The sequence below is a fragment of the Ignavibacteriales bacterium genome (assembly GCA_016709765.1).
GTDB lineage: Bacteria > Bacteroidota > Ignavibacteria > Ignavibacteriales > Ignavibacteriaceae > IGN3.
This window is the reverse complement of the sequence record JADJMD010000012.1, coordinates 160,191-181,291: the sequence shown is the minus strand read 5'-3', so window position 1 is coordinate 181,291 and position 21,101 is coordinate 160,191. Positions and strand designations below refer to the sequence as shown.

General features: G+C 33.5%; 14 protein-coding genes. 7 read left to right on the top strand and 7 right to left on the bottom strand.

Features of this window, described 5'->3' with window-relative positions:
• The first annotated feature begins 9 nt into the window (after positions 1-9).
• From IPJ23_06760 to IPJ23_06750, 3 genes are read left to right on the top strand one after another with little or no spacing between them, the layout of a single operon-like run.
• Complete coding sequence (locus IPJ23_06760; GenBank protein ID MBK7630383.1) at positions 10-3,468, top strand: hypothetical protein; 3,459 nt, start codon at positions 10-12, stop codon at positions 3,466-3,468.
• Positions 3,469-3,487: 19 nt separating this feature from the next.
• Complete coding sequence (locus tag IPJ23_06755; protein ID MBK7630382.1) at positions 3,488-4,501, top strand: PorV/PorQ family protein; 1,014 nt, start codon at positions 3,488-3,490, stop codon at positions 4,499-4,501.
• A gap of 4 nt (positions 4,502-4,505) precedes the next feature.
• A complete protein-coding gene (locus IPJ23_06750) occupies positions 4,506-5,606 on the top strand; it encodes a M23 family metallopeptidase (protein ID MBK7630381.1) in 1,101 nt (366 codons plus the stop codon).
• A 3-nt stretch (positions 5,607-5,609) separates the two neighbouring features.
• Here IPJ23_06750 and IPJ23_06745 read toward each other — a convergent pair whose 3' ends face one another.
• The 4 genes from IPJ23_06745 to IPJ23_06730 form a co-directional block, all read right to left on the bottom strand.
• The gene (locus tag IPJ23_06745; protein ID MBK7630380.1) at positions 5,610-7,247 is read right to left on the bottom strand and encodes a membrane dipeptidase; all 1,638 of its coding nucleotides are present in this window, start codon (positions 7,245-7,247) and stop codon (positions 5,610-5,612) included.
• 3 nt (positions 7,248-7,250) lie between these two features.
• Complete coding sequence (locus tag IPJ23_06740; GenBank protein ID MBK7630379.1) at positions 7,251-8,819, bottom strand: DUF853 family protein; 1,569 nt, start codon at positions 8,817-8,819, stop codon at positions 7,251-7,253.
• A 248-nt stretch (positions 8,820-9,067) separates the two neighbouring features.
• Positions 9,068-9,916, bottom strand: a complete 849-nt coding sequence (locus tag IPJ23_06735) for a DUF3078 domain-containing protein (protein MBK7630378.1) — start codon at positions 9,914-9,916, stop codon at positions 9,068-9,070.
• Between the two features lie 49 nt (positions 9,917-9,965).
• Entirely contained in the window at positions 9,966-10,232 is a 267-nt protein-coding gene (locus IPJ23_06730; protein ID MBK7630377.1) for a hypothetical protein, read from the bottom strand.
• A gap of 134 nt (positions 10,233-10,366) precedes the next feature.
• On the opposite strand from IPJ23_06730, the gene IPJ23_06725 reads away from it, so the two are divergent.
• Positions 10,367-12,049 carry a hypothetical protein gene (locus IPJ23_06725; GenBank protein ID MBK7630376.1) on the top strand — a complete coding sequence of 561 codons (1,683 nt, stop codon included), beginning with the start codon at positions 10,367-10,369 and terminating at the stop codon, positions 12,047-12,049.
• A 272-nt stretch (positions 12,050-12,321) separates the two neighbouring features.
• Positions 12,322-14,412, top strand: coding sequence for a T9SS type A sorting domain-containing protein (locus IPJ23_06720; GenBank protein ID MBK7630375.1), 2,091 nt, complete (start codon positions 12,322-12,324; stop codon positions 14,410-14,412).
• Between the two features lie 202 nt (positions 14,413-14,614).
• Here the strand turns inward: IPJ23_06720 and IPJ23_06715 are convergent, their stop codons facing one another.
• Positions 14,615-15,292: a prolyl oligopeptidase family serine peptidase gene (locus tag IPJ23_06715; GenBank protein MBK7630374.1), complete on the bottom strand. Its 678-nt coding sequence runs from the start codon at positions 15,290-15,292 to the stop codon at positions 14,615-14,617.
• Between the two features lie 392 nt (positions 15,293-15,684).
• On the opposite strand from IPJ23_06715, the gene IPJ23_06710 reads away from it, so the two are divergent.
• Both IPJ23_06710 and IPJ23_06705 read left to right on the top strand, forming a co-directional pair.
• Positions 15,685-17,703, top strand: a complete 2,019-nt coding sequence (locus IPJ23_06710; GenBank protein MBK7630373.1) for a carboxypeptidase regulatory-like domain-containing protein — start codon at positions 15,685-15,687, stop codon at positions 17,701-17,703.
• A 701-nt stretch (positions 17,704-18,404) separates the two neighbouring features.
• Positions 18,405-18,914: a T9SS type A sorting domain-containing protein gene (locus IPJ23_06705; protein MBK7630372.1), complete on the top strand. Its 510-nt coding sequence runs from the start codon at positions 18,405-18,407 to the stop codon at positions 18,912-18,914.
• Positions 18,915-18,958: 44 nt separating this feature from the next.
• Here IPJ23_06705 and IPJ23_06700 read toward each other — a convergent pair whose 3' ends face one another.
• Both IPJ23_06700 and mtaB read right to left on the bottom strand, forming a co-directional pair.
• Entirely contained in the window at positions 18,959-19,696 is a 738-nt protein-coding gene (locus IPJ23_06700; GenBank protein MBK7630371.1) for a hypothetical protein, read from the bottom strand.
• Positions 19,697-19,718: 22 nt separating this feature from the next.
• Positions 19,719-21,047 carry a tRNA (N(6)-L-threonylcarbamoyladenosine(37)-C(2))-methylthiotransferase MtaB gene (gene mtaB / locus IPJ23_06695; protein MBK7630370.1) on the bottom strand — a complete coding sequence of 443 codons (1,329 nt, stop codon included), beginning with the start codon at positions 21,045-21,047 and terminating at the stop codon, positions 19,719-19,721.
• Positions 21,048-21,101: the final 54 nt, after the last annotated feature.

Genomic DNA, 21,101 nt, shown 5'->3' with positions numbered 1-21,101 from the left:
AGTAAAAATATGTTGAAAATAAAAATAAAATATTTTATTGCAGTTCTTTTGATCTCTCCTTTTCTGCTTATTACAATTAATGCGCAGCCCGAAGATGTAATACAGAGAAGACAAGTTGAACATCAAGCGGTAAAAGATTTCTTAAATATTAAACTTTTAAATGCACCTAAAAACAGTAATAGTAATACCAGTACGTTAAAATATTCTCTCTTAAATTATCTTCACAAAACCAAAGGGGAAGATGATAGAAAATCTTTTTTTATGAATGGTAACAATGTCGCTGTTGAGATTGAAAACTATGGTGGCATTGCCCCCGGTTATGGAAGTATTAGAAATATTACTAATCTAATTTGGAGAGATGCGCCGTATATCTTTCAATTTTGTCCTATCGTTGGCGCATCAGTATTAGATACTGCAGGAGAAAGAGTTCATATCATAACAGATGGTATGAATGATTGGGATTATGAAGGCTTAAGAGAAATTGATCCAGGCACAGGATTAAAATGGCAATGGCAGCCGCTTCCTGGATATGCAGATCCTAACCAGCCTTACATTGCATCAAATCCAACTTTTGACACTGATCGTGATGGAAAGCCTGATAGCTGGCCTAGAGATTGGTATAATGAAACGTTGGGTGAATATGTTTGGCCCGGATATTTAGTACAGGGAGAAAATAATGCTGATCTTGAAGCCTTTTTTGCAATGGATGATAGAGATAATAAAGAATTTGGTTACTATCCATATACTAATGATCACTCGAAACAAGGTCTGGGAGTTCAAGTAGATGGAAGAGCTTTCCAGTGGAGCAATGCGTTAGCAGCAAATACAATATTCTTTGTATGGTCAATTACAAATGTGAGTGATACACCGTTAGATACAGTTGTTTTTGGGATTTATGGTGACCCAGATATAGGTTATGATGGACTTGGAGGTAATGAGCCTGCTGATGATAACGGGCTCTTTATTTCGCCTTATGATAGTGTAATTAACGGACAAAATATCCCTTTGTATGCGAGAAATATGGTTTATTTTTTTGATGGAGATGGAATTGGCGATAATGGCAAAGTGCTAGGATATTTAGGCTGTAAGTTTCTAGAATCACCGGGTAATCCTAATGATGGAATTGATAACGATGGAGATGGTTTTATTGACGAAAGACAGGATAATGCAATCGATGAAGATGGTGATTGGGACTTTGAAATTGACGATGTTGGAAAAGATGGAATTGCTGGGACAGCCGATGAAGGGGAAGGAGATGGAATTCCTACATTGGGAAACCGATTGGCTGATGGAAGACCTGATCCTTTGCAGCCTGGTGAGCCCAATTTTGGCTATACAGATTTGGATGAATCCGATCAAGTAGGTTTGACAAGTTTCCATAGCACTAAATGGAGAGATACAAGGATAGCTGAAGATGAAAATATATGGAATGCAACAGAACCCGGTAAATTTACTGAGATAACAAATAACGAAGATATTGTATTTATATTTGGTTCCGGATATATATCACTTGCACCTGGTGAAACAAAAAGAATATCTATGGCATTTCTTTTTGGAGAAGATCGTGATGATCTTTTAATAACTGCAGAAACAGTACAAAATATATATAACAAGAATTATAAATTTTTCAGACCTCCTGATCTCCCTAAAGTATCCGCAGTTCCAGACGATAAAAAAGTTACTTTATATTGGGACTCGAATGCAGAAAATAGTATTGACCCGATTACCGGAAAAGATTTTGAAGGTTATGCTATCTACAGAAGTACCAGACCAGATTTTGCTGATCAACAAAACATTACCGATGGAAAAGGATCTAAATATTTATATGAGCCGCTTAAGGATATTAATGGCTCCGAAGCTAAGTGGGATCTAATTAATGATTGGAGAGGGTTTCATCCAGTTCCTTATAATGGAAGGGGAATTAGTTATTATCTTGGAGATAACTCTGGGCTAGTTCATACTTTCGTGGACTCAAACCAAGTTAGAAATGGTCAAACATACTACTATGCTGTTGTTGCATATGACCATGGGGATTCAGTTGATTATCCCGTATCAGAAACTACAAAAAAAGTATCCTTAGACCCGATAACTAATCAAGTTACGTTATCAAATAATACGGTAAGTGTAATCCCTGGCCCAAGAGCAAGTGGCTACGAGACCCCCAAAATAAATTCCACTGATATTTTACATCTAAATGGAAGTGGTAATGGAACTTTAAATTTTGTCATTTTAAGTGACACTGAATTAAAGGATGAATTATATACTATCACATTTAAAGATACTGTATTTCTTCAAGACACAACCTTTATAGGAAAAAATTACTCTGTTATTGGTGAAAAAGCATACTCCGAATCCTTCTATCTGTATGGCACTAAATTTTCTAGCCTTTCAAAGGGTAACATAATTAATGATGCGTTATTACAAGTTAAAGATGCTATAGGAAATATATATCAACTTGATGTTGACTTTGAGTTGAACTTTGAAAAGGGTACAATTAAAAGAACAGCAAACAGTTCAATGCTTGAAGGAACAGAGTATTATATCACATTTAAAAGTTATGCAATTTTTCAGAGCACGGCATTAGATGATGAAGATTTTAATCCTGTTTTTGATGGAATACTTTTGAAGGTAAAAGACAACCCGATATTCCAGTTAGACAATGCAAAAACTAAATGGTCAAATTCCAATATTTATGTCCCCTATACCATTGATTTGGCTTCAATTGGTGCCGCATCAAGAAAGAAATTATATCCTGGTGATTATATCCTTACATTTGTTGATGAAGAAATTTACACAGCAAAAAAAATAGTATCTGGTCAAATGATTGAGATTCCTGTTAACTATAAAGTAGATGAAATATCAACAGGAGTAGATATTCCAATAGTAACTCTATTGAATGAAAAAGCAAAAAATGATTCAGCATATACAAGAGGTGATGAAATCATTTTCTTTCAGCCTGGTGCTGTAGGAATCTTAACAGATACATTAACTTGGGGCGTAACGCTTGCAAAGGTCAGTCAAACTGATTCTTTAATCCCTGGTAGTGGTTATAATTTACTTATCTATACAAAGAGACCATTCAAAAATTCAGATATATTCACACTGCAAACGAAAGCTGGATTTATTGATACACGCTTAGCCTCTTCAAGTCTTGATAACATTTATGTTGTACCAAATCCATACGTTGGAGCAAACGAAATTGAACCTGCTAATAAATTATCTGGACAAAATCGCGGTGAGCGAAGAATCTATTTCGAAAATCTCCCGATGAAATGTTCAATAAGAATCTTTACTCTAAGTGGCGAACTTGTTACCACACTGGAACATGATTCAGGTGCAGAAAATGGAAGAGAATTCTGGAATCTTTTAAACAACGACGGTTTTAGTGTTGCTTATGGTGTTTACCTTGCGCACATAGATGCACCGGGCGTTGGTGAAAAGTTAATTAAGTTTGCTTTAATTAAGTAAGGAAATGCAGGAGATTATTATGAAAAAAATATTTTATATAGCGAGCATTTCATTTGCATTAATTTTTGCAATCAATATGAGTGCTCAAACAACTAAAACAGGAACCACCGCAACGCAGGTTCTTAAATTTAATGTTGGTCCAAGAGCTATTGGAATGGGCGGTGCATTTACCGCTGTTTCAGACGACATTACTGCTTTATATTGGAATCCTGGCGGAACGGCAAACATAGTTTCTAATGAAGCATTTTTTAATCATACTTCTTTATATGCTGATATTAGACATGATTTTGCTGCTTATGCTACTAATCTTTCTGGATTGGGAACTGTTGGTGCGTTTGTATCAGTTCTTTCAATGGATGAAATGCAAGTGCGAACAATTGAAAATCCTGAAGGCACCGGCGAGTTTTTTGATTATTCCACTTTGGTACTTGGATTAAACTACTCACGATTCCTTACAGAAAATTTTTCAATTGGATTTAATGTAAAGTACATTAGTGAAAACTTATGGCACATGAATGCAACGGGACTTGCTGTTGACATCGGAACTCTTTATAAAATTCCGGTATTAAATGAGTTAAGAATTGCGGCAAGTATTTCTAACTTCGGAACTAAGATGCAGCTCTCCGGAAGAGATGCTACGGTAATATTTCCTTCCGGTTCAAGCGGTAGCAATTTAATCAATTCTAACATTGAGTTAGATAAGTTTGATCTTCCTTTACTTTTTAGATTTGGATTATCTGCAGATGTAATTAAAGAGGGTACATCAAGATTGACTGCAGCAGTTGATGCAATTCATCCAAATGATCATACAGAATATCTTAACACAGGTGTAGAATACGCTTGGAATGAAATTATTCATCTTAGAGCTGGTTATAATTCTTTATTTGAGAAAGATACTGAAAAAGGACTAACACTCGGATTTGGATTGTATTATAGAATTGTTGATCTGATAAAAGTAAAGCTTGACTATGCTTATCAAGATTTCGGAAGGTTAGAAGAAGTACATTATTTTTCTGTCGGAATTAATTTCTAAAAGCATGTTTAAGTGTCTACTTTTTATACTAGTTACTATTACTACCTTTTCAATGGCGCAGGTCTTTCGAATAGATAGACCTGTGCCTGATAATATCCAAACTAATGGCTCCTATCTTTACGGTGAGGGAAGTATTTCGAATCCCGGAAATGCTCATAATGGAACGGATATTCTTGTTCGTTGGGACACAGTTTATTCTGCAACAGATGGTATTGTAAGTTTTGTGGGATACAATCCGACAGATACAGGGCAATTTGGTGGGTACGAGCCAAATGGTGCTGGTAATTATATTTTTGTCAAATCTTCTTGGAATAACTCGGATTATTATTTTCTTTATGGTCATCTTACACGCCCCTACACGTTTGTTGGGCAAACTGTAATCAAAGGACAACCGATTGCGTTGTCTGGAAATACGGGTTACTCCACAGGTGCTCACTTACATTTTGAAATTAGGAAGGGAACACAAAGCAGCGGCATTAGAAATAAGAGAAATGCCGAACTTTGGTGTGGCATTACAGGAATGGGAGCGATCTATGGAAAAGTTCCAAATGCACCGGATGAAACACGCGTGAATATTACTCCCGATCCTAAACCACGACCACCTTATACAACTTATGGATATTCACTGACGTATTTATTTGCAGATACAAAAATTGGTTCGGATGATATCTACCAAGAAAATTATGCCATTGGTGATGTTAAACCCGGAACATACACAATAACTGCACCTACAATGAACTACACAAGAACTGTTACGGTTGTTGCTGGACAAGTTGTAAATGCAGATCCACCAACGGGAATTGCGGAGAATGTTACTGAGGTAAACGAATATAACCTTGCACAAAATTTTCCAAATCCATTTAATCCCTCTACAGCAATAAGATTTGAAATACCACAAAGCAGTTATGTGCAATTAAAGATTTATGATTTACTTGGAAGCGAAGTTGCAACGTTAGTTGATGAAATACGAGGAAAGGGAATTTATCACGAATTATTTTTTGCTGATAATTTGGCTTCTGGAATATATGTCTATTCTCTGAGCGTTACGTCCACCGATGGTTTGAATGTTTTTAGGGACAATAAAAAAATGACGTTGGTTAAATAATTATTAGTTACCACAAACCTGTTCAAAAACTCTTTTAAAATTTCCACCTAAAAATTTTGCGACTTCTAATTCAGTGTATCCATGTTGTAATAATGCTAAAGTTAAATCCGGAAATTTACTTGTGTCTTCCAATCCCAAAACTACATTTGTTCCAATGCCATCAAAATCTGAACCTATAGCAACGTTATCAGTAGATCCAAGTAATTGTACTATATGATCAATATGCAGAATAACATCACTTATTGATGCAGTTGAAGTATTACTTAGAAACGGTGGATAAAATACAATCCCGATTACTCCGCCGGAATTTGCGATATCCTGTATCTGCCAGTCGTATAAATTTCTTGTATGATTTCTTATTGCACGCGCACCTGAATGAGTAGCGACTATTGGATTTGAAGTTTCTTGAAGAATATCCTGAATAGTTTTAATCCCTGTATGAGAAACATCTATGATAACACCAAGAGAATCTAACTTTCTTATAACCTGTCTGCCAAAAGTATTTAAACCTTGAGTTAGAGTGCGACTATCAGCCGCTGCAATTGCCCAGCTTACACTATTATTCCAAGTAATGGTTAAATATCTCATTCCGGCATTATAAAGAGTATCAAGCTTTGCCAAACTTTCTTCAATGTGATGACCACCTTCAACACCAATTACAGCAGCTATTTTATTTTGAGTATTTAGATTCAGCGCTTCTTGCATTGTGGATGCTTGGGCAATTGTTGCCGGATTTGCTTCAAGTTCGGAATAAAATAAATCCCGCATTACAAGTGCTTGCTGAAAATAGTTGGTATAAGCTGTTGGACTAACCCAAATAGAAAAGAACTGAACATCAACACCACCAAGTTGCAATCTTGGAATATCAGTGTGATTGTATGTGTGTAATGTTGAAAGATGATACGTTGGATCATCAATCATAACTTCAAGAACATCATTGTGTAAATCAATTAATGTGTATTTATTGTGGATCGTTTGAAGCTGAGATGTAAAAATTTCTCCACCAACGATTGTAGCAATAGTTGTATCGGCTGCATAAGAAAATTTTGTAACAACAATTTCAACATTAATTGATTCTAAACTTTTTGCAGAATTATAGTTGTTTGAAATTCCAGATCTGATTTCCCCAAGTCCTATTCCGTTTCCACCATCAAGCTGAATCATTTTATTTGTGATGGATTGATTTCCAAAAGCGACAGTATAAAAATAAACTCCTGCACTTCCTTTGCTAAACCAATCAACGACGTAACTCCCTTTTGACAGAAACAAATTTCTAATATCTACCAATTCTCCTAGAATATTATGAACCATAATAGATACATTATCATCAATCGGAATTAAAAATCCAATTTTCGTGGAAGGGTTAAATGGATTTGGAAAATTTTGACTTACTTCTAAGCTTGTTGGCAGAAAATTGTTTTCATTCTCGACCGCAGTTAAAATATTATATTGCCAATTCCCAATAGCATCAGAAAAGACAGAATCAACCGAACCGTTAGATAAATTTTTTATTTGAATTTTTGCGTCTTGAATAGGGGAGTTTGTTAAAATGTTCTTAACATTACCTGAAAATGAAACAGATTGTGCAAACTGTGATGCAGAGCAGAATGAAATTAAAATAAGGATAATAATTAATTTCATAATTTATCTTCTTCTACCACCAAAGCCCAATACACCAAGTATACCACGACTAATTTCTCTAACTAAAGTTCTTCCAACTTGTTTTGAGAGTGGACTGCTAATCACTTTTTCCATTGTGCTCTTTTCTTGTCGGGTACTTTTTCTGGTTGTAGTAGTTCGTGGTTGAGGATCATAATTTCTATTCTGAGTTTCAGGAACTTTTAGATCAAATTCTCTTGCAGCATCTAATTTTTTATTAAGGATTTCATAAGCACTTTCTCTGTCAACTGCTTGGTTATATTTGCCAACTAATTTTGAGGAATTAATATTGGCAGTAAGTTCATCTTCATTTAAAATATCCATTCTTGATCTTGGTGCACATAGCAAAGTTGCAGCTAATGGAGTTGGAACTCCTTTTTCATTTAACGCACTAATTGCCGCTTCACCAATTCCAAGTGAAGTGAGCAATTCATCTGTTTTATAATATACTGATATAGGATAATTTTCTGAAGTAAGTTTAATCATTTTTCTATCTTGCGCAGTAAAAGCACGCAATGCATGTTGTATTTTTAGTCCAAGCTGACTAAGCACTGCTTGAGGCACATCTGTTGGATTTTGAGTGCAGAAATATATTCCCACACCTTTAGACCTTATAAGTTTTATTATGGTTTCAATCTGATCTAATAAAGCTTTACTTGCTTCATTAAAAATAAGATGTGCTTCATCTATTACGATAACTAATTTTGGTTCAGCTTTATCCCCAAGCTCTGGAAATGTGGAATAAATTTCCGCTAGCATAGATAACATAAAAGTAGAAAATAATTTTGGTCGATCCTGCAAATCAGTTAACCGTAAAACAGAAATTATTCCATTCCCATTCTCATCAATCCGAAGAAGATCTTCAACTTCAAATGATTTTTCACCAAAAAATACATCAGCACCTTGCTGTTCAAGTTCAACAACTTTTCTTAAAATTGTTCCGATTGAAGTTGGAGAGATTGCACCATAATCTTTTTCAATCTCTTTTTTGCCTTCAGCCGAGGCAAATTGTAAAACTTTTTTCAGATCTTTTACATCAAGGAGTGGCAAATTATTATCATCACAATATTTAAACAGGATGGTAATTAATCCTGCTTGTGTATCATTTAATTCTAATATTTTTGAAACCAAAATTGGTCCAAATTCTGAAATTGTTGCACGTAGCCGAGTTCCTTTTTGATCAGATAAAGTAAGAAACTCAACTGGAAATTTTTTTTGTTGATATGGAACTCCAATTTTGGAATGTCTTTCTTCTATTTTAGGATTAGAAGTTCCCTCAGCGGCTATTCCGCTCAAATCGCCCTTAATATCCATCAGTAACACAGGGATACTTTTTTCAGAAAGTGATTCCGCAAATAACTGAACTGTTTTAGTTTTTCCGGTTCCGGTTGCACCTGCAATTAACCCATGCCTGTTAATGGTGCTTAATGGAATTTTTATGTGGAGGTTTTGTTGAGGTTTACCATTATAAATTGCAGTTCCAATTATTACTGAATCACCCTTAAATGTGTAACCATTTGTAATTTCCGAAATAAAATTATCTGGTGCGCTCATATTTTATCCTGGTTTTATAAAAAATCTAAAAAAGAAGGGAATTGAAAATACTTCCCTAAACGAAAACTTATAAATTTACATTATTTTTAATCAGTATATCCATCAATTTATTAAAATTGAATTTGCATAAAGTTAGATACTCGTACCAAGTCTATTTATTCAGCTATTTCAATATTTTCAATCGTTATAGGATTTATCCTTGTTATAAATTTACCCCGGAAAACTTATTTTATAATTCAATAAAATTTTTAGAATAATGAGTAACTAAATCCAAGTTGCAAAGCTTCTCTTAATTGAGTCTTTCTAGTTTGGCTTATCTCATGAATCACTGTAACCGCAAAATTAACATTGATATAATCATTTACTTTTGCAGAGATGATGTTATCCCATCTTACATCCCATACATCCAGAGAATTAAACCTGGTGAATAGTCTGAGAAAACTTGAATATTTCATATTTTCTAAAAATTCATAATTTACCTCAGTCACTGATTCAAGACCTGTATCAAACTTAAATTTTTCAATTTCAGCTGTTACCGGATCATCTGTATAGCCAGTAAATTTGTTTGCAAATGTTTGTTGAATTGCAATACCAAGCCTTGTTGTAATTATTTTATTCTGATCGTAAGTGAATCCGAGCGCTTCAGATAGGTAACCGGGGTCAAAGAAATCAACTATTTGAATACCGGAAGTCTCAACTGAATAATCATAACCTTTTGTTAAAGAGCTTCTAAATGTTACTGAAAAATATGGATCAACAGCCCAGCCGATATCCCTGGATGCTATGCTTTCAAAATAGATATCATTTTCATTTGTTCTGTATCCTTCATTACCAATTTTAGATCTTCCATAAGTCATATTTAATCTATTTTTCCATTTCCAGGGAGCATTGTTATATATAGCTCCTAAATTGGTGTATGCGGCGAATGCTAATGAATTAGAACCACCCTGTGCCCAATTAGAAAATGAAGTTTGACTTAGATTCAAGCCTACAACTCCAGTCATATTCCAACCTACTTTTAAAAGTGAATCTGGAATATCTTGAGCAAAAGAATTAAATGAGATTGCTATAAAAATTATTAGGAATAGTTTTTTCATAGGTAGAGCCCTCTATAATTAATGAAAGTTTATTGTGTTTTTATAAAATCTAAATTGAGAAATCAAAGACTTGTTCTAGTTTGAATGGAAAATCAAAATAATAAAAGTCCCCATCCTCTTTTTTTACTTTGTCTTTTGTAAGATAATAGTTCTGAGTGGAATCATCCTTAATATCTTTTTTATAAGAAAGAAAAAGTCCTTCTTCAAAGTAATATTTTGGAAGTCTAATCTTTTTGTGTGATGCTAAAAATGCCATATCAATCGATATTTTTCTTATAAAACCGTTACTAATTACCTTAAGATATATTGTTCTCATTTTCCACTCGCTTTAGTACAAAATTAGTTATAATGTCGATAATCTAAAAACCTTAAATATAGCTAAATAGTTCGCAAAGAAGAGATATTTTATAGATATAGCTTATATTTGCAAAATTAAAACAGGATTTATTGATGAAATATTTTACACTCATCTTTCTGATATTTTCCATAGTATTTGCTGATACTGCTTTTTCACAAATTGAAAATGTTCCTATTCGAAATAGCGTATATACTTTTCTTAAAGAAATGAAAGTGAAGGGATTATTATCATTCATCAGGGAAGATGATCCTGTTCTTTCCAGATTTGAAATCAAAGATTTACTTGATAAAATAAATAGTAACCTAAGTGAGCTAAGTTCAACTGAAAAAAAACTTTTGAATAAGTATATATCTGAATTTTCCGGTAGTGTTGATTCTGATACCACGACTCAGCTTTTTAATCCAAAAAATAATTTATTTTCAGATCTAGATGAGATGATGTCTGATAAAGTAAAATATTTATATTCCTACAAAGAACCCGAAAATAATATTTTTATTGAATGGCTCGGACATTTTTATCATGCGCAGGATTTCTCAAATGATTATGCAATCAATTCTAATCTTTATGATATTGGATTTGCAATTCGTGGTACGGTTTTTAATCATCTGGGATACAATCTTACAGTATTTAAAGGCGGAGTAAGCGGCAATAAACATTTGGCAGAAGTTGTTGAACCACGTTTGCTTACCAGCTTTAAATGGTTAGAAGATATCGAAAATATTGGCAACTATGATTTTACTTATGGTTATTTAAAGTATCATACCGAACCCTATGAAAAGATGAACATTAGTTTTCAACTCGGAAGGGAAGACATAACTTTAGGTTATGGATACGGAAGCAAATTGATTCTTTCCGGTGATAACCCAACAATGGATTTTTTCAAGTTTAATTTTGATTACGGAATTATAAACTTCACATCACTTCACGCCTCCACAACCGGCTATTTTAGTTTTACACCCGAGGATCGTTACACTAAATATTATGCGCATAATCATCTAAAACTAAAATTTGATAATTTGTTTGATATTGGAATTGGTGAAACTATGATTTACTCAGGGCGAGGAATTGAACTTGGATATTTATCTCCAGTAACTTTTTATAAGTTTATTGAGATGGGAACACAAGATAGAGACAACGGAAATCTATATTTTGATCTTCAAACAAAATTTTTAAAAAATTTAGAACTACAAGCAACCTTTTTACTCGATGAAAATATTCTTAGCAATCTTGGTGATTTAGAAAAGTACACTAACAAAACAGCCTACCAACTTGGTGCATTTTGGTATCAACCTTTTTCTTTAAATGATCTTTCATTGATAATTGAATACACAAAAATACGGCCTTATGTTTACACACATTTTAATATTAAAAATAACTATACTGCTTTTGGGGCAAATTTAGGGCACAGAATAGGACCAAATGCTGATGAACTGATGCTCAGATCAAACTATAATTTTAATGAATGGCTGAGATTGACACTTGAATATCGTTATCAACGAGAAGGTAATAATGTTTATGCTGATGATGGAACTCTAATCCAAAATGTTGGCGGCGATATTGCACTAACTCACGGATATGTTATTACAACGGATCGAGCCTACTTTTTAGATGGAGAAAAAGTAAATACAAATATTTTTATGTTAGGACTAAGGGTAGAGCCGATAAGAGGTTATATATTTGATATTTCCTACAATAATAAAAATCAAAAGAACATCGCAAAAAATCTCTCTGATAATTTAAGTTACACACTTCTAAAGTTTACATTAGAGTATTAATTTTTTTTGTATCAAAAAAAAACTACTTGTTAATCATAAAAAAGTACTAATGTAATTAGTTGCTAATTATATAATAACCCTCATTTCTGAAACTGCAATAAAACTAATTTCCTATTTGTGAGAAGCTAGAATAATCTCTACAATAATTGGGAAATGAATATACTCCAAAAATTGAAAAATTTTGCATAATGTAATAGTTGCGCGTTGCAAAATTTTGGAACGTAGTTTGATTTACAAGACAGGCAAATAAATAATTCATTAAGGATAATTTTATGAAAAAATTAGTACTTGTTCTATTTTTCTTCGCTGTTGGGACGATTTTAACATTCGCTCAAACAGTTGACTTAACAACATACGGTGTTTCCCCTAGAGATGTCGCGAGAGATACTGTTGACCAATATTTTGATCTTAGCTATAATTCTCTGAAGAATGTAGGTACAGAAGCTAAAGTTTATTTAAAAGGAACTTCCGATGTTACTTTTACATCTCCAACCTGGAATTTTTCTACAAAACCTGCTGGTTCAAACGCTACATTTGGCCCAGTTAAGGATTTAGATACATCAACTCAACTCATAACTTTTATTCCTGATGTTGCTGGTACATATGTGATTGAGTTTTCAGATGGAGGTGACTTGGCATTAATTACTATTAATGCGGCAGTCTATTGGGGTGTTGAAGGTGGACCGGTTTCCTGTAAAACTTGCCATCAAAATACTATCAATAATATACCAGATATTTATAATACCTGGGTAAATACTGGACATGCTTCGGACACAAAAAAAGCATTTGATGGTGAGTTAAGCAGTCACTTTAATGTAAGCTGTATGCCCTGTCACTCAACGGGATACGACTTGAGTGCTGCTAACGACGGATTTGACGATTTTCCGTTCGTATTTCCAACTGTATTTCAACCTGGAATGTATGATTCATTGTCCGTGCTTTATCCCGATGCAATGGGAAGAGCAAATATACAATGCGAAGCTTGTCATGGACCAGGTAGCAACCATTTAAGTGCAATAGATCAATCAAAGATAGATAAATCATTAAGTGCTGAAGTTTGTAATGCTTGTCATGATGCTTCTGGAACACACCATGTAATTGGAGATCAATGGAAACACTCTGGACATGATGCTACAGAATTTGATGGCAGAGGGTTTCATGGCGGACATTTTGTGGGAGCATTTGTTGTGTCCGCAGATAGAGATGGTTGTTCACCATGTCATAGTGGTTCAGGATTTGTACAGTGGATTAAAGAAGGCAGACCAGTTGATGCTTTAGGTCTACCTGCTGCCACAAATATTAGACCACCAGCTATGAATATTTCTTGCGCAGTATGTCATGATCCTCACGATGCTACAAATATTCATCAATTAAGATCAGTCGAATCACAACTTGGTGATGGTACCATTCTTACTGTTGAACAATATGGCACCGGAACAACTTGTATGACTTGTCATAGAAGCAGAAGATACGCAAAAACTTATGCTTCAAATACAAGTAACCAAAGTGCACATTATGGAGCACATCATGGTCCTCAAGCTGACATGTTAGTTGGAAAAAATGCCCCAGATTATGGTATTGAATTTCCAAGTTCACCACACGGTGTAGCAGGCGGTAATGCATGTGTTGACTGCCATATGGTAGGCGAAAAAACAGGTCTTGATGGTAATCCACTTCCTGTTGGCGGACATACTTTCAACATGAATGATGTTGAAGGAAATGATCACGTTGAAGCGTGTGAACCTTGCCACGGAAATGTTGGTTCATCATTTAAAGATAAAAAATATTATATAAATGGTAATGCGGATCTAGATCGTAATGGCATTGCTGAAGGATTACAGTTAGAAGTTCATGGTTTAATGGAACAATTAAGTACACGTTTACCGCATGATGCTAATGGGCTTGTTTCAATTACTAATAATAATGCAGATTCCATTGCACTTACTCCTGCAATTATGAGAGCTGGATATGTTTATATCTGGATTGAAGAAGACAGAAGTTTTGGTATTCACAATCCGGCGTTTACAGTTGCATTATTAAAAGCTGCAATTGAAGATTTAGGCGGTACAGTGGATATTGATTTTGAAAATAATACACCTACGTCTTATTCACTAAATCAGAACTATCCTAATCCGTTTAATCCATCAACAACTATTAGCTTCAATTTACCTGAACAAGCTAAAGTAAAAGTTACAATTTATGATGCACTTGGAAATCAGTTAGAAGTTATAGCTGATGATTTTAAGAGTGCCGGTACTCATAATGTAACCTGGAATGCTTCAAATTACGCTTCAGGAATTTACTTCTACAGACTTGAGGCTGGTAATTTTGTTCAAGCTCGTAAAATGATTTTAATGAAATAATTTGAATGAATGATTAGTTAGTTAGTAGTTAGTTAGATTTCAAAGGCTCAGGTGACTGAGCCTTTGTAAGTTTAAATGAGTTTCTTTTTAGAGTTGATTATATATTATTTGTTATTTTCTTCTACACTTTTTGTATAGACCTTTAAACTTTCAAACGCTTTTAATTGTGAATTTCATCATTCTAAAACAAACTTACCCTAAATTATTTATTTAAAGATTGTTCAAGAAACCATTTATATAATTCTTCATTATTATAAGTTTCTGTCCACGAGTTATGATTTGCTTCCGGATAAACTGTAAACTTAACATCCGAACCACATGATTTCAGTCTTTCAACCATAAATTCTGAAGATTCAATGGGAATTACATTATCTTTTGCGCCATGAAACACCCAAATAGGCATATCTTTTAACCTGCAGGCGTCAGAAGGCATATTCCAACCGCAAACAGGTGCAATCGCAGCAAAACGTTTTGGTTGTGCAATTGCGAGCGACCACGTTCCATTACCACCCATACTTAATCCAGTTACATAAATTCTATTTTTATCAACAAGATAATTTGTTTCAATCTCATCTAATAAAGCTGAAAGAATATCTGTACTCCAAACCTTATCTTCAGAACATTGTGGGGAAACCACGATAAATGGGAATTCTTTTCCTTCATTAATTAATTTTGGCAGCCCGTGTGTTTTAACTTTTTCTAAATCGGTTCCTCTTTCTCCAGCGCCATGTAAAAATAAAACTAATGGAAATTTATTCTCACTTTCTGCATAATCTTTAGGGAGATAAAGAAGATAATTTGCAGTTAAAGTCTTTGTAATTTCTTTTTGAAAATTGTGAGTGGTTTGTTTTTCTTCTTGTGCAAATGAAGGTGTTATCATAATGTATAGTATATAAAATGTTAATAATATTTTCATAATGTTTCCAATATGGTGATTTGAAGAATTGAATTACTTTTTATATTGAATTAAACAAAGTATTGGAACGAAAATAGTAAAAAAAATTCTTAATAACCCCAAACAGCTCTAATACGCTATTTAATAAGGTTTTAACCTACTCAATCTTCAGAATCTCATTCCAAAGTAAAGCTAATCGAGTATTTTTATCAAGCCTGGATGGGAAAATTATTATAAAAAAAAGTAATGCTTACTATCTTAATAAACATTAAATACAGTTTTTATATAGCAGGTGTTTTACCACATTTCTTCTTAATTTTACAGTAATAATAATTATCAAATATGTTTAGTCAATTCACATCCACGCAGGGGCGTTTATGAAAAAAATATTTTCAGTTTTATTTATTTTATTTATTTCTTCAATAACATTTTCTCAAGTTTTAGATGAACTGTATTTTCAGGATAATCACGAAGTATATTTTAAGTTTAATATTTCGGATCGTGCTGAGATACGAACGCTAATAAACATAATCTCTATTGATAATGTTGAAGGTAATACCGTTTATGCATATGCAAATGAAACCGAATTCCGTGAATTTGAAGGATTAAACTATGGTTATACAGTTCTAATTCATCCCGGAAAACTAATTGAACCAGAGATGTCATCAGATCTTGAGGGACTTACTGCATGGGATGTTTATCCAACTTATGAGGCGTACATAACAATGATGAATTTGTTTCAAGCAAACTATCCCAATCTTTGCAGAATAGTTGATGCCGGAAATACAGTACAGGGAAGAAAAATATTATTTGCAGTAATTTCTGATAATGTAACTGAACACGAGGCAGAACCACAATTTATGTACACTTCCTCTATGCACGGCGACGAGCTGACAGGATATGTTTTAATGTTACGATTAATTGATTCACTTTTAACAACTTATGGAACTGATTCAAGAATTACAGAACTTGTTAACAATGCTGAGATTTGGATTAATCCACTTGCAAACCCCGATGGAACATACAGAAGTGGAAACAACACAGTCAGTGGCGCAACTCGCTATAATTATAACAATTATGATCTTAACAGAAACTTTCCTGATCCTATTTATGGTGTTCATTCAAATCAGCAAATAGAAACTACACGGTTTAGAAATATTGCAGAATCAAATAACTTTACGCTTGTTGCAAATTTTCACGGTGGAACTGAGGTAGTAAATTATCCTTGGGATACTTGGACGAATACTCCGCCAGATAATCGTCATCATCCGGATGAAGCGTGGTATCAATATATTTCTCATCTATATGCGGATACTTGCCAGGCAAATGCTCCATCTACATATATGAATGGTTTTGATGATGGGACAACAAACGGTGGCGATTGGTATATTGTGAATCATGGAAGACAGGATTACACAAATTATTTTAGATGGGGCAGAGAAGTAACAATAGAAATTTCTGATACGAAACTAATTCCTGCTTCTCAGCTTCCGGCCCACTGGAATTACAATAGAAAATCTTTAATTAAATATATAGAATCAGTTCTAAAGGGTGTTAATGGAGTAGTAACTGATACTTTAGGAAATCCAATTAAAGCAAAAATCACAGTATTAAATCACGATGTTGATAATTCAGAAGTTTATTCGGACTCAACAGGCTTTTATTTACGTATGCTATCTCCAGGGGCATATTCATTTAAATTTGAAGCACCTAATTATTATACGCAAACTATAAATAATGTAAATGTTAGTTCTTATAATTCATTAACTGTTTTAAATGTGCAGCTTGTTTCAAGTATAATTCCGGTTGAACTCATTTCATTTAATTCATTTGTTGATGGAAATAATGTAACGCTGAACTGGCAAACAGCCACAGAAACCAATAATATGGGATTTGAAATTGAAAGAATGTTATACATCAAAGGTCAAGAGTCAAACGGCTGGGGCAAAATTGGATTTGTAGATGGTAACGGAACTTCGACTGAACCAAATACCTATTCCTATATAGATGAAAATTTAATTTCTGGAAACTATCAGTACAGATTAAAGCAAATTGATTTTAATGGATCGTTTGAATATTCAAATACAATCAATGCAGAATTTACCTTGCCAATTGAATTTTCATTGGGACAAAATTATCCTAACCCATTTAATCCAACGACTTCAATACGATATAGTATTCCTAATGTCATTTCTACCGAAGGGAGAAGTCTAAATGTATTACTTAAGGTTTACGATGTTCTTGGAAATGAAATTGTTACACTAGTTAATGAAGTTAAACCTTCAGGGAATTATGAAGTTGAATTTAATGCGAAAAGTATTTCAAGTGGAATTTATTTCTATAACTTGAAAGCTGGTTCCTTTTTTGAAACTAAAAAGATGATACTCTTGCAATAATTTTCCGGCGGGAGGTATTTAACTTCCCGCATATCTTATTTTGAATAACCTCTTATTTTTATATCTTGCTGCAAGAAAATCCGATAGAGAATTATAAAATGAGAAATTATACAATCCTAATTATTGTTTTCGTTTCTTTCTTAACTTTTGCATACTCAGGTTTGTTTGAATACGATTTATTAGGTGGAACAGAATTAAACGGAAGCGGCTGCGTTTGCCACACAGTTGAACAAGACACTTCAGTTTCAGTTTGGATTGTGGGTCCAGATACCCTAATGAGAGGACAAACAGGAATTTACAGGATGTATCTTGCAAATGGTCCAGCAGAAGGCGGCGGCTACAATGTAGCAGGCAGATATGGAATTATGTCGCTCGTTGATACTCTTTCATTCTGGCATTTTGCTTCCCCTAATGAATTAACACAAGCATTTCCATTAGTTTTTCCAACTCCTCAGGATACAATTTATTGGGAATTTGCTTACACCGCACCTGATTCAATTTTAATCGATACTTTATATTCGTGTGGATTGAGCCTTGTTTACGATGGAATTCCTGATTTTCACGATAGATGGAATTTTGGCCCGAAGTTTCCGATAGAAGTAATTGAAAATTTTATACCTGTTGAATTGATTTCATTCACTTCTATTATCAATAATAATTCCGTATTACTTAGTTGGAAAACAGCATCAGAGGCAAATAATATGGGATTTAATATTGAACGTGCTGACATTTCGAATGATGTGGGAAATCTTTCTTGGAAGACGATTGGATTTTTAAATGGCAGTGGAACTTCGACTGAACAGAAATCTTATTCCTTTAATGATGAAAATTTAACGACTGGAAAATATCAATACAGATTAAAACAAATAGATTTTGATGGATCGTTTGAATATTCAAACCAGATCGAAACTGAAATTACTTCTCTAATTGCATTTTCTTTGGAACAGAATTATCCAAACCCATTTAATCCAAGTACAACAATTAAATATAACATTCCAAGTGTCATTTCGTCCGAAGGGAAAAATGTTATTGTAACAGTTAAGGTTTATGATGTTATGGGAAATGAAATTGCTACTTTGGTTAACGAAAATAAATCTGTAGGAAATTATGAAGTTGTGTTTAATGCAAAAAATCTTTCTAGCGGTGTTTATTTTTATAAATTAAAAGTGGGGAATAGGGCAATCACAAAAAAAATGGTTTTGATAAGATAATAGAGAAAACAAAAAAGGCTGCCTTTAAGACAGCCTTTTTAATTTTAAAAAGCAGTTATAAAATTGATATTGTATGAAGAAGAATTATCAGGGTAATTTTGTACTCCTACAGAAACATTCCATCCAACTTCCTGATTTAGATTGTTGTTATACTTTGAGACTAATCTAACTGCGTTTATGGCACTAACAACTCTGTTTAACAATAATGCGCCAACCACAAATCTTAGATTATTAAATGATTGCTCAGAAGAAACCCACATATCCCTGTAACTTTTTCTTTCTTCGCTGGTATTCCATTTCCAGAAATAAGTATTTGAATTATACATCTCATTAAAATTACGCTCAAAAGCTTTTGCATCATTATATTGATCTATGTTAAGGTATTCGCCAATAGTTGCGTAGTAATCATCATCTTTGCTAGCAGTGGAGATACCTGCATTTGATTGAGCGTAGGAGATATATCTATCCTTTTTCCAGTTAGCATAAACATTCATGCCAATGTATGTTCCCCAAAGAACACCATCCGCAACAGTAAAGTAAACTCCGCTGTCATATGCATCGGCATATAATTCACCCATACCGGGCAGCAGTAAAGAATATACAATTGCTAAGCCCGTATTCTTTTTCTTTTTTACATCATCAACAACAAGATTACTATTTAAATCTGTTGACTGAGAAATCTCAGAAATGATTTGTTGCTTGAGTGAATAAAATGATTGTTCATCAATTTGTGACAATATTTGGGTGGAGATAAGTATAAAAAGGATAAGAGTATTTTTCATTTTTTTTATATGAATAATATGATTAGGATATTTCTAATGCAACGGAATTTTTTATCTCTTTTACATCACCGTAACATAAACCGTTATAAATTCCATTAACTAAAACGCTGCAAACCCGGTTTTCTAATTCTTTGATAAATTTATTTTGTACTCTTATGTAATTGGAGGAAAACCCTTTTATTGATCCTTCGTCATCTTCAGATTCAAACAGAACATCAATAGTTTTTCCAATTATCTGATTATAAAAATAGTTTTTCTTTTTATCACTTAAAATTCTTAGCCTTTTATTTCTGCTTTTTCTATCGGAAGGTTCAACAGAATCTACAAAAGTTAAAGCCTTGGTATCCGGTCTCTCAGAATATGTAAAAACATGCAAGTAAGTAATTGGTAGATCAAGAAGAAAATTATATGTCTCCATAAATTCTTTTTCTGTCTCGCCAGGATAGCCAACAATTACATCAACGCCAATTGCAGCATCCGGAATCATTTCTTTAACTTTTAATACAACATTTTTGTAATTATCAACTGTATATCTTCTTTGCATTGATCGTAATATAGTATCGCTTCCGCTCTGCAAGGGAATATGAAAATGATTACAAAGCTTATCTGAATTAGCTGCAAGTTTAATAATTTCTTCCGTAAGCAAATTTGGTTCGATCGAACTAATACGAATTCTAAAATCGCCTTCTACTTGAATAAGATTTTTTAGAAGTTCAAACAAATTTAGATTAAAGGAATTCCCATAATCGCCAACATTTACACCTGTTAGAATAATTTCTTTATATCCTTGATTAACAAGATTTGTAAATTCCTTTACAACAAGTTCAGGATTCATGCTTCTGCTTTTGCCACGGGCAAGTGGAATTGTACAAAAAGTACATTTATAATCGCAGCCATCTTGAATTTTAAAATAAGCTCGAGTTCTACTATCAGCATCTGTGGAACTTGCTAATCCAAATTTATTTAGTTCATCTTTTGGTGAAACATAAATACAGGATAAATCTTTTTTATTAAAATCTTTCAACAAAGTAAATATCTCAAACTTTTCATTACTGCCAAGAACTGCATCAACGCCATCAATCGCAGCAATTTCGTTGGCTCTTAACTGCGCATAACATCCAGTAACAATTACATAAGCATCAGGATTTGTTCTTAAAACTCTTCGTACAAGTTGTCGACATTCTTTTTCAGCATTTTCTGTAACGGTGCAAGTATTAAATACATAAACATCTGCACTATCTTGCATATCAACAATGGAAAAACCGTTTTTTAAAAAATGATTTCCAATTGTAGATGTTTCTGAAAAATTAAGTTTACATCCTAATGTATGTAGTGCAACTGTTTGGGGCATTTTATTTTTATTTGATAAAAAAAGAGCGGGAAGTTATCCCGCTCTAATATAGAA

Coding starts and splice junctions, on each gene's coding strand:
- IPJ23_06760 (MBK7630383.1), top strand. CDS start 10: ATGTTGAAAATAAAAATAAAATATTTTATTGCAGTTCTTTTGATCTCT.
- IPJ23_06755 (MBK7630382.1), top strand. CDS start 3,488: ATGAAAAAAATATTTTATATAGCGAGCATTTCATTTGCATTAATTTTT.
- IPJ23_06750 (MBK7630381.1), top strand. CDS start 4,506: ATGTTTAAGTGTCTACTTTTTATACTAGTTACTATTACTACCTTTTCA.
- IPJ23_06745 (MBK7630380.1), bottom strand. CDS start 7,247: ATGAAATTAATTATTATCCTTATTTTAATTTCATTCTGCTCTGCATCA.
- IPJ23_06740 (MBK7630379.1), bottom strand. CDS start 8,819: ATGAGCGCACCAGATAATTTTATTTCGGAAATTACAAATGGTTACACA.
- IPJ23_06735 (MBK7630378.1), bottom strand. CDS start 9,916: ATGAAAAAACTATTCCTAATAATTTTTATAGCAATCTCATTTAATTCT.
- IPJ23_06730 (MBK7630377.1), bottom strand. CDS start 10,232: ATGAGAACAATATATCTTAAGGTAATTAGTAACGGTTTTATAAGAAAA.
- IPJ23_06725 (MBK7630376.1), top strand. CDS start 10,367: ATGAAATATTTTACACTCATCTTTCTGATATTTTCCATAGTATTTGCT.
- IPJ23_06720 (MBK7630375.1), top strand. CDS start 12,322: ATGAAAAAATTAGTACTTGTTCTATTTTTCTTCGCTGTTGGGACGATT.
- IPJ23_06715 (MBK7630374.1), bottom strand. CDS start 15,292: ATGATAACACCTTCATTTGCACAAGAAGAAAAACAAACCACTCACAAT.
- IPJ23_06710 (MBK7630373.1), top strand. CDS start 15,685: ATGAAAAAAATATTTTCAGTTTTATTTATTTTATTTATTTCTTCAATA.
- IPJ23_06705 (MBK7630372.1), top strand. CDS start 18,405: ATGGGATTTAATATTGAACGTGCTGACATTTCGAATGATGTGGGAAAT.
- IPJ23_06700 (MBK7630371.1), bottom strand. CDS start 19,696: ATGAAAAATACTCTTATCCTTTTTATACTTATCTCCACCCAAATATTG.
- mtaB (MBK7630370.1), bottom strand. CDS start 21,047: ATGCCCCAAACAGTTGCACTACATACATTAGGATGTAAACTTAATTTT.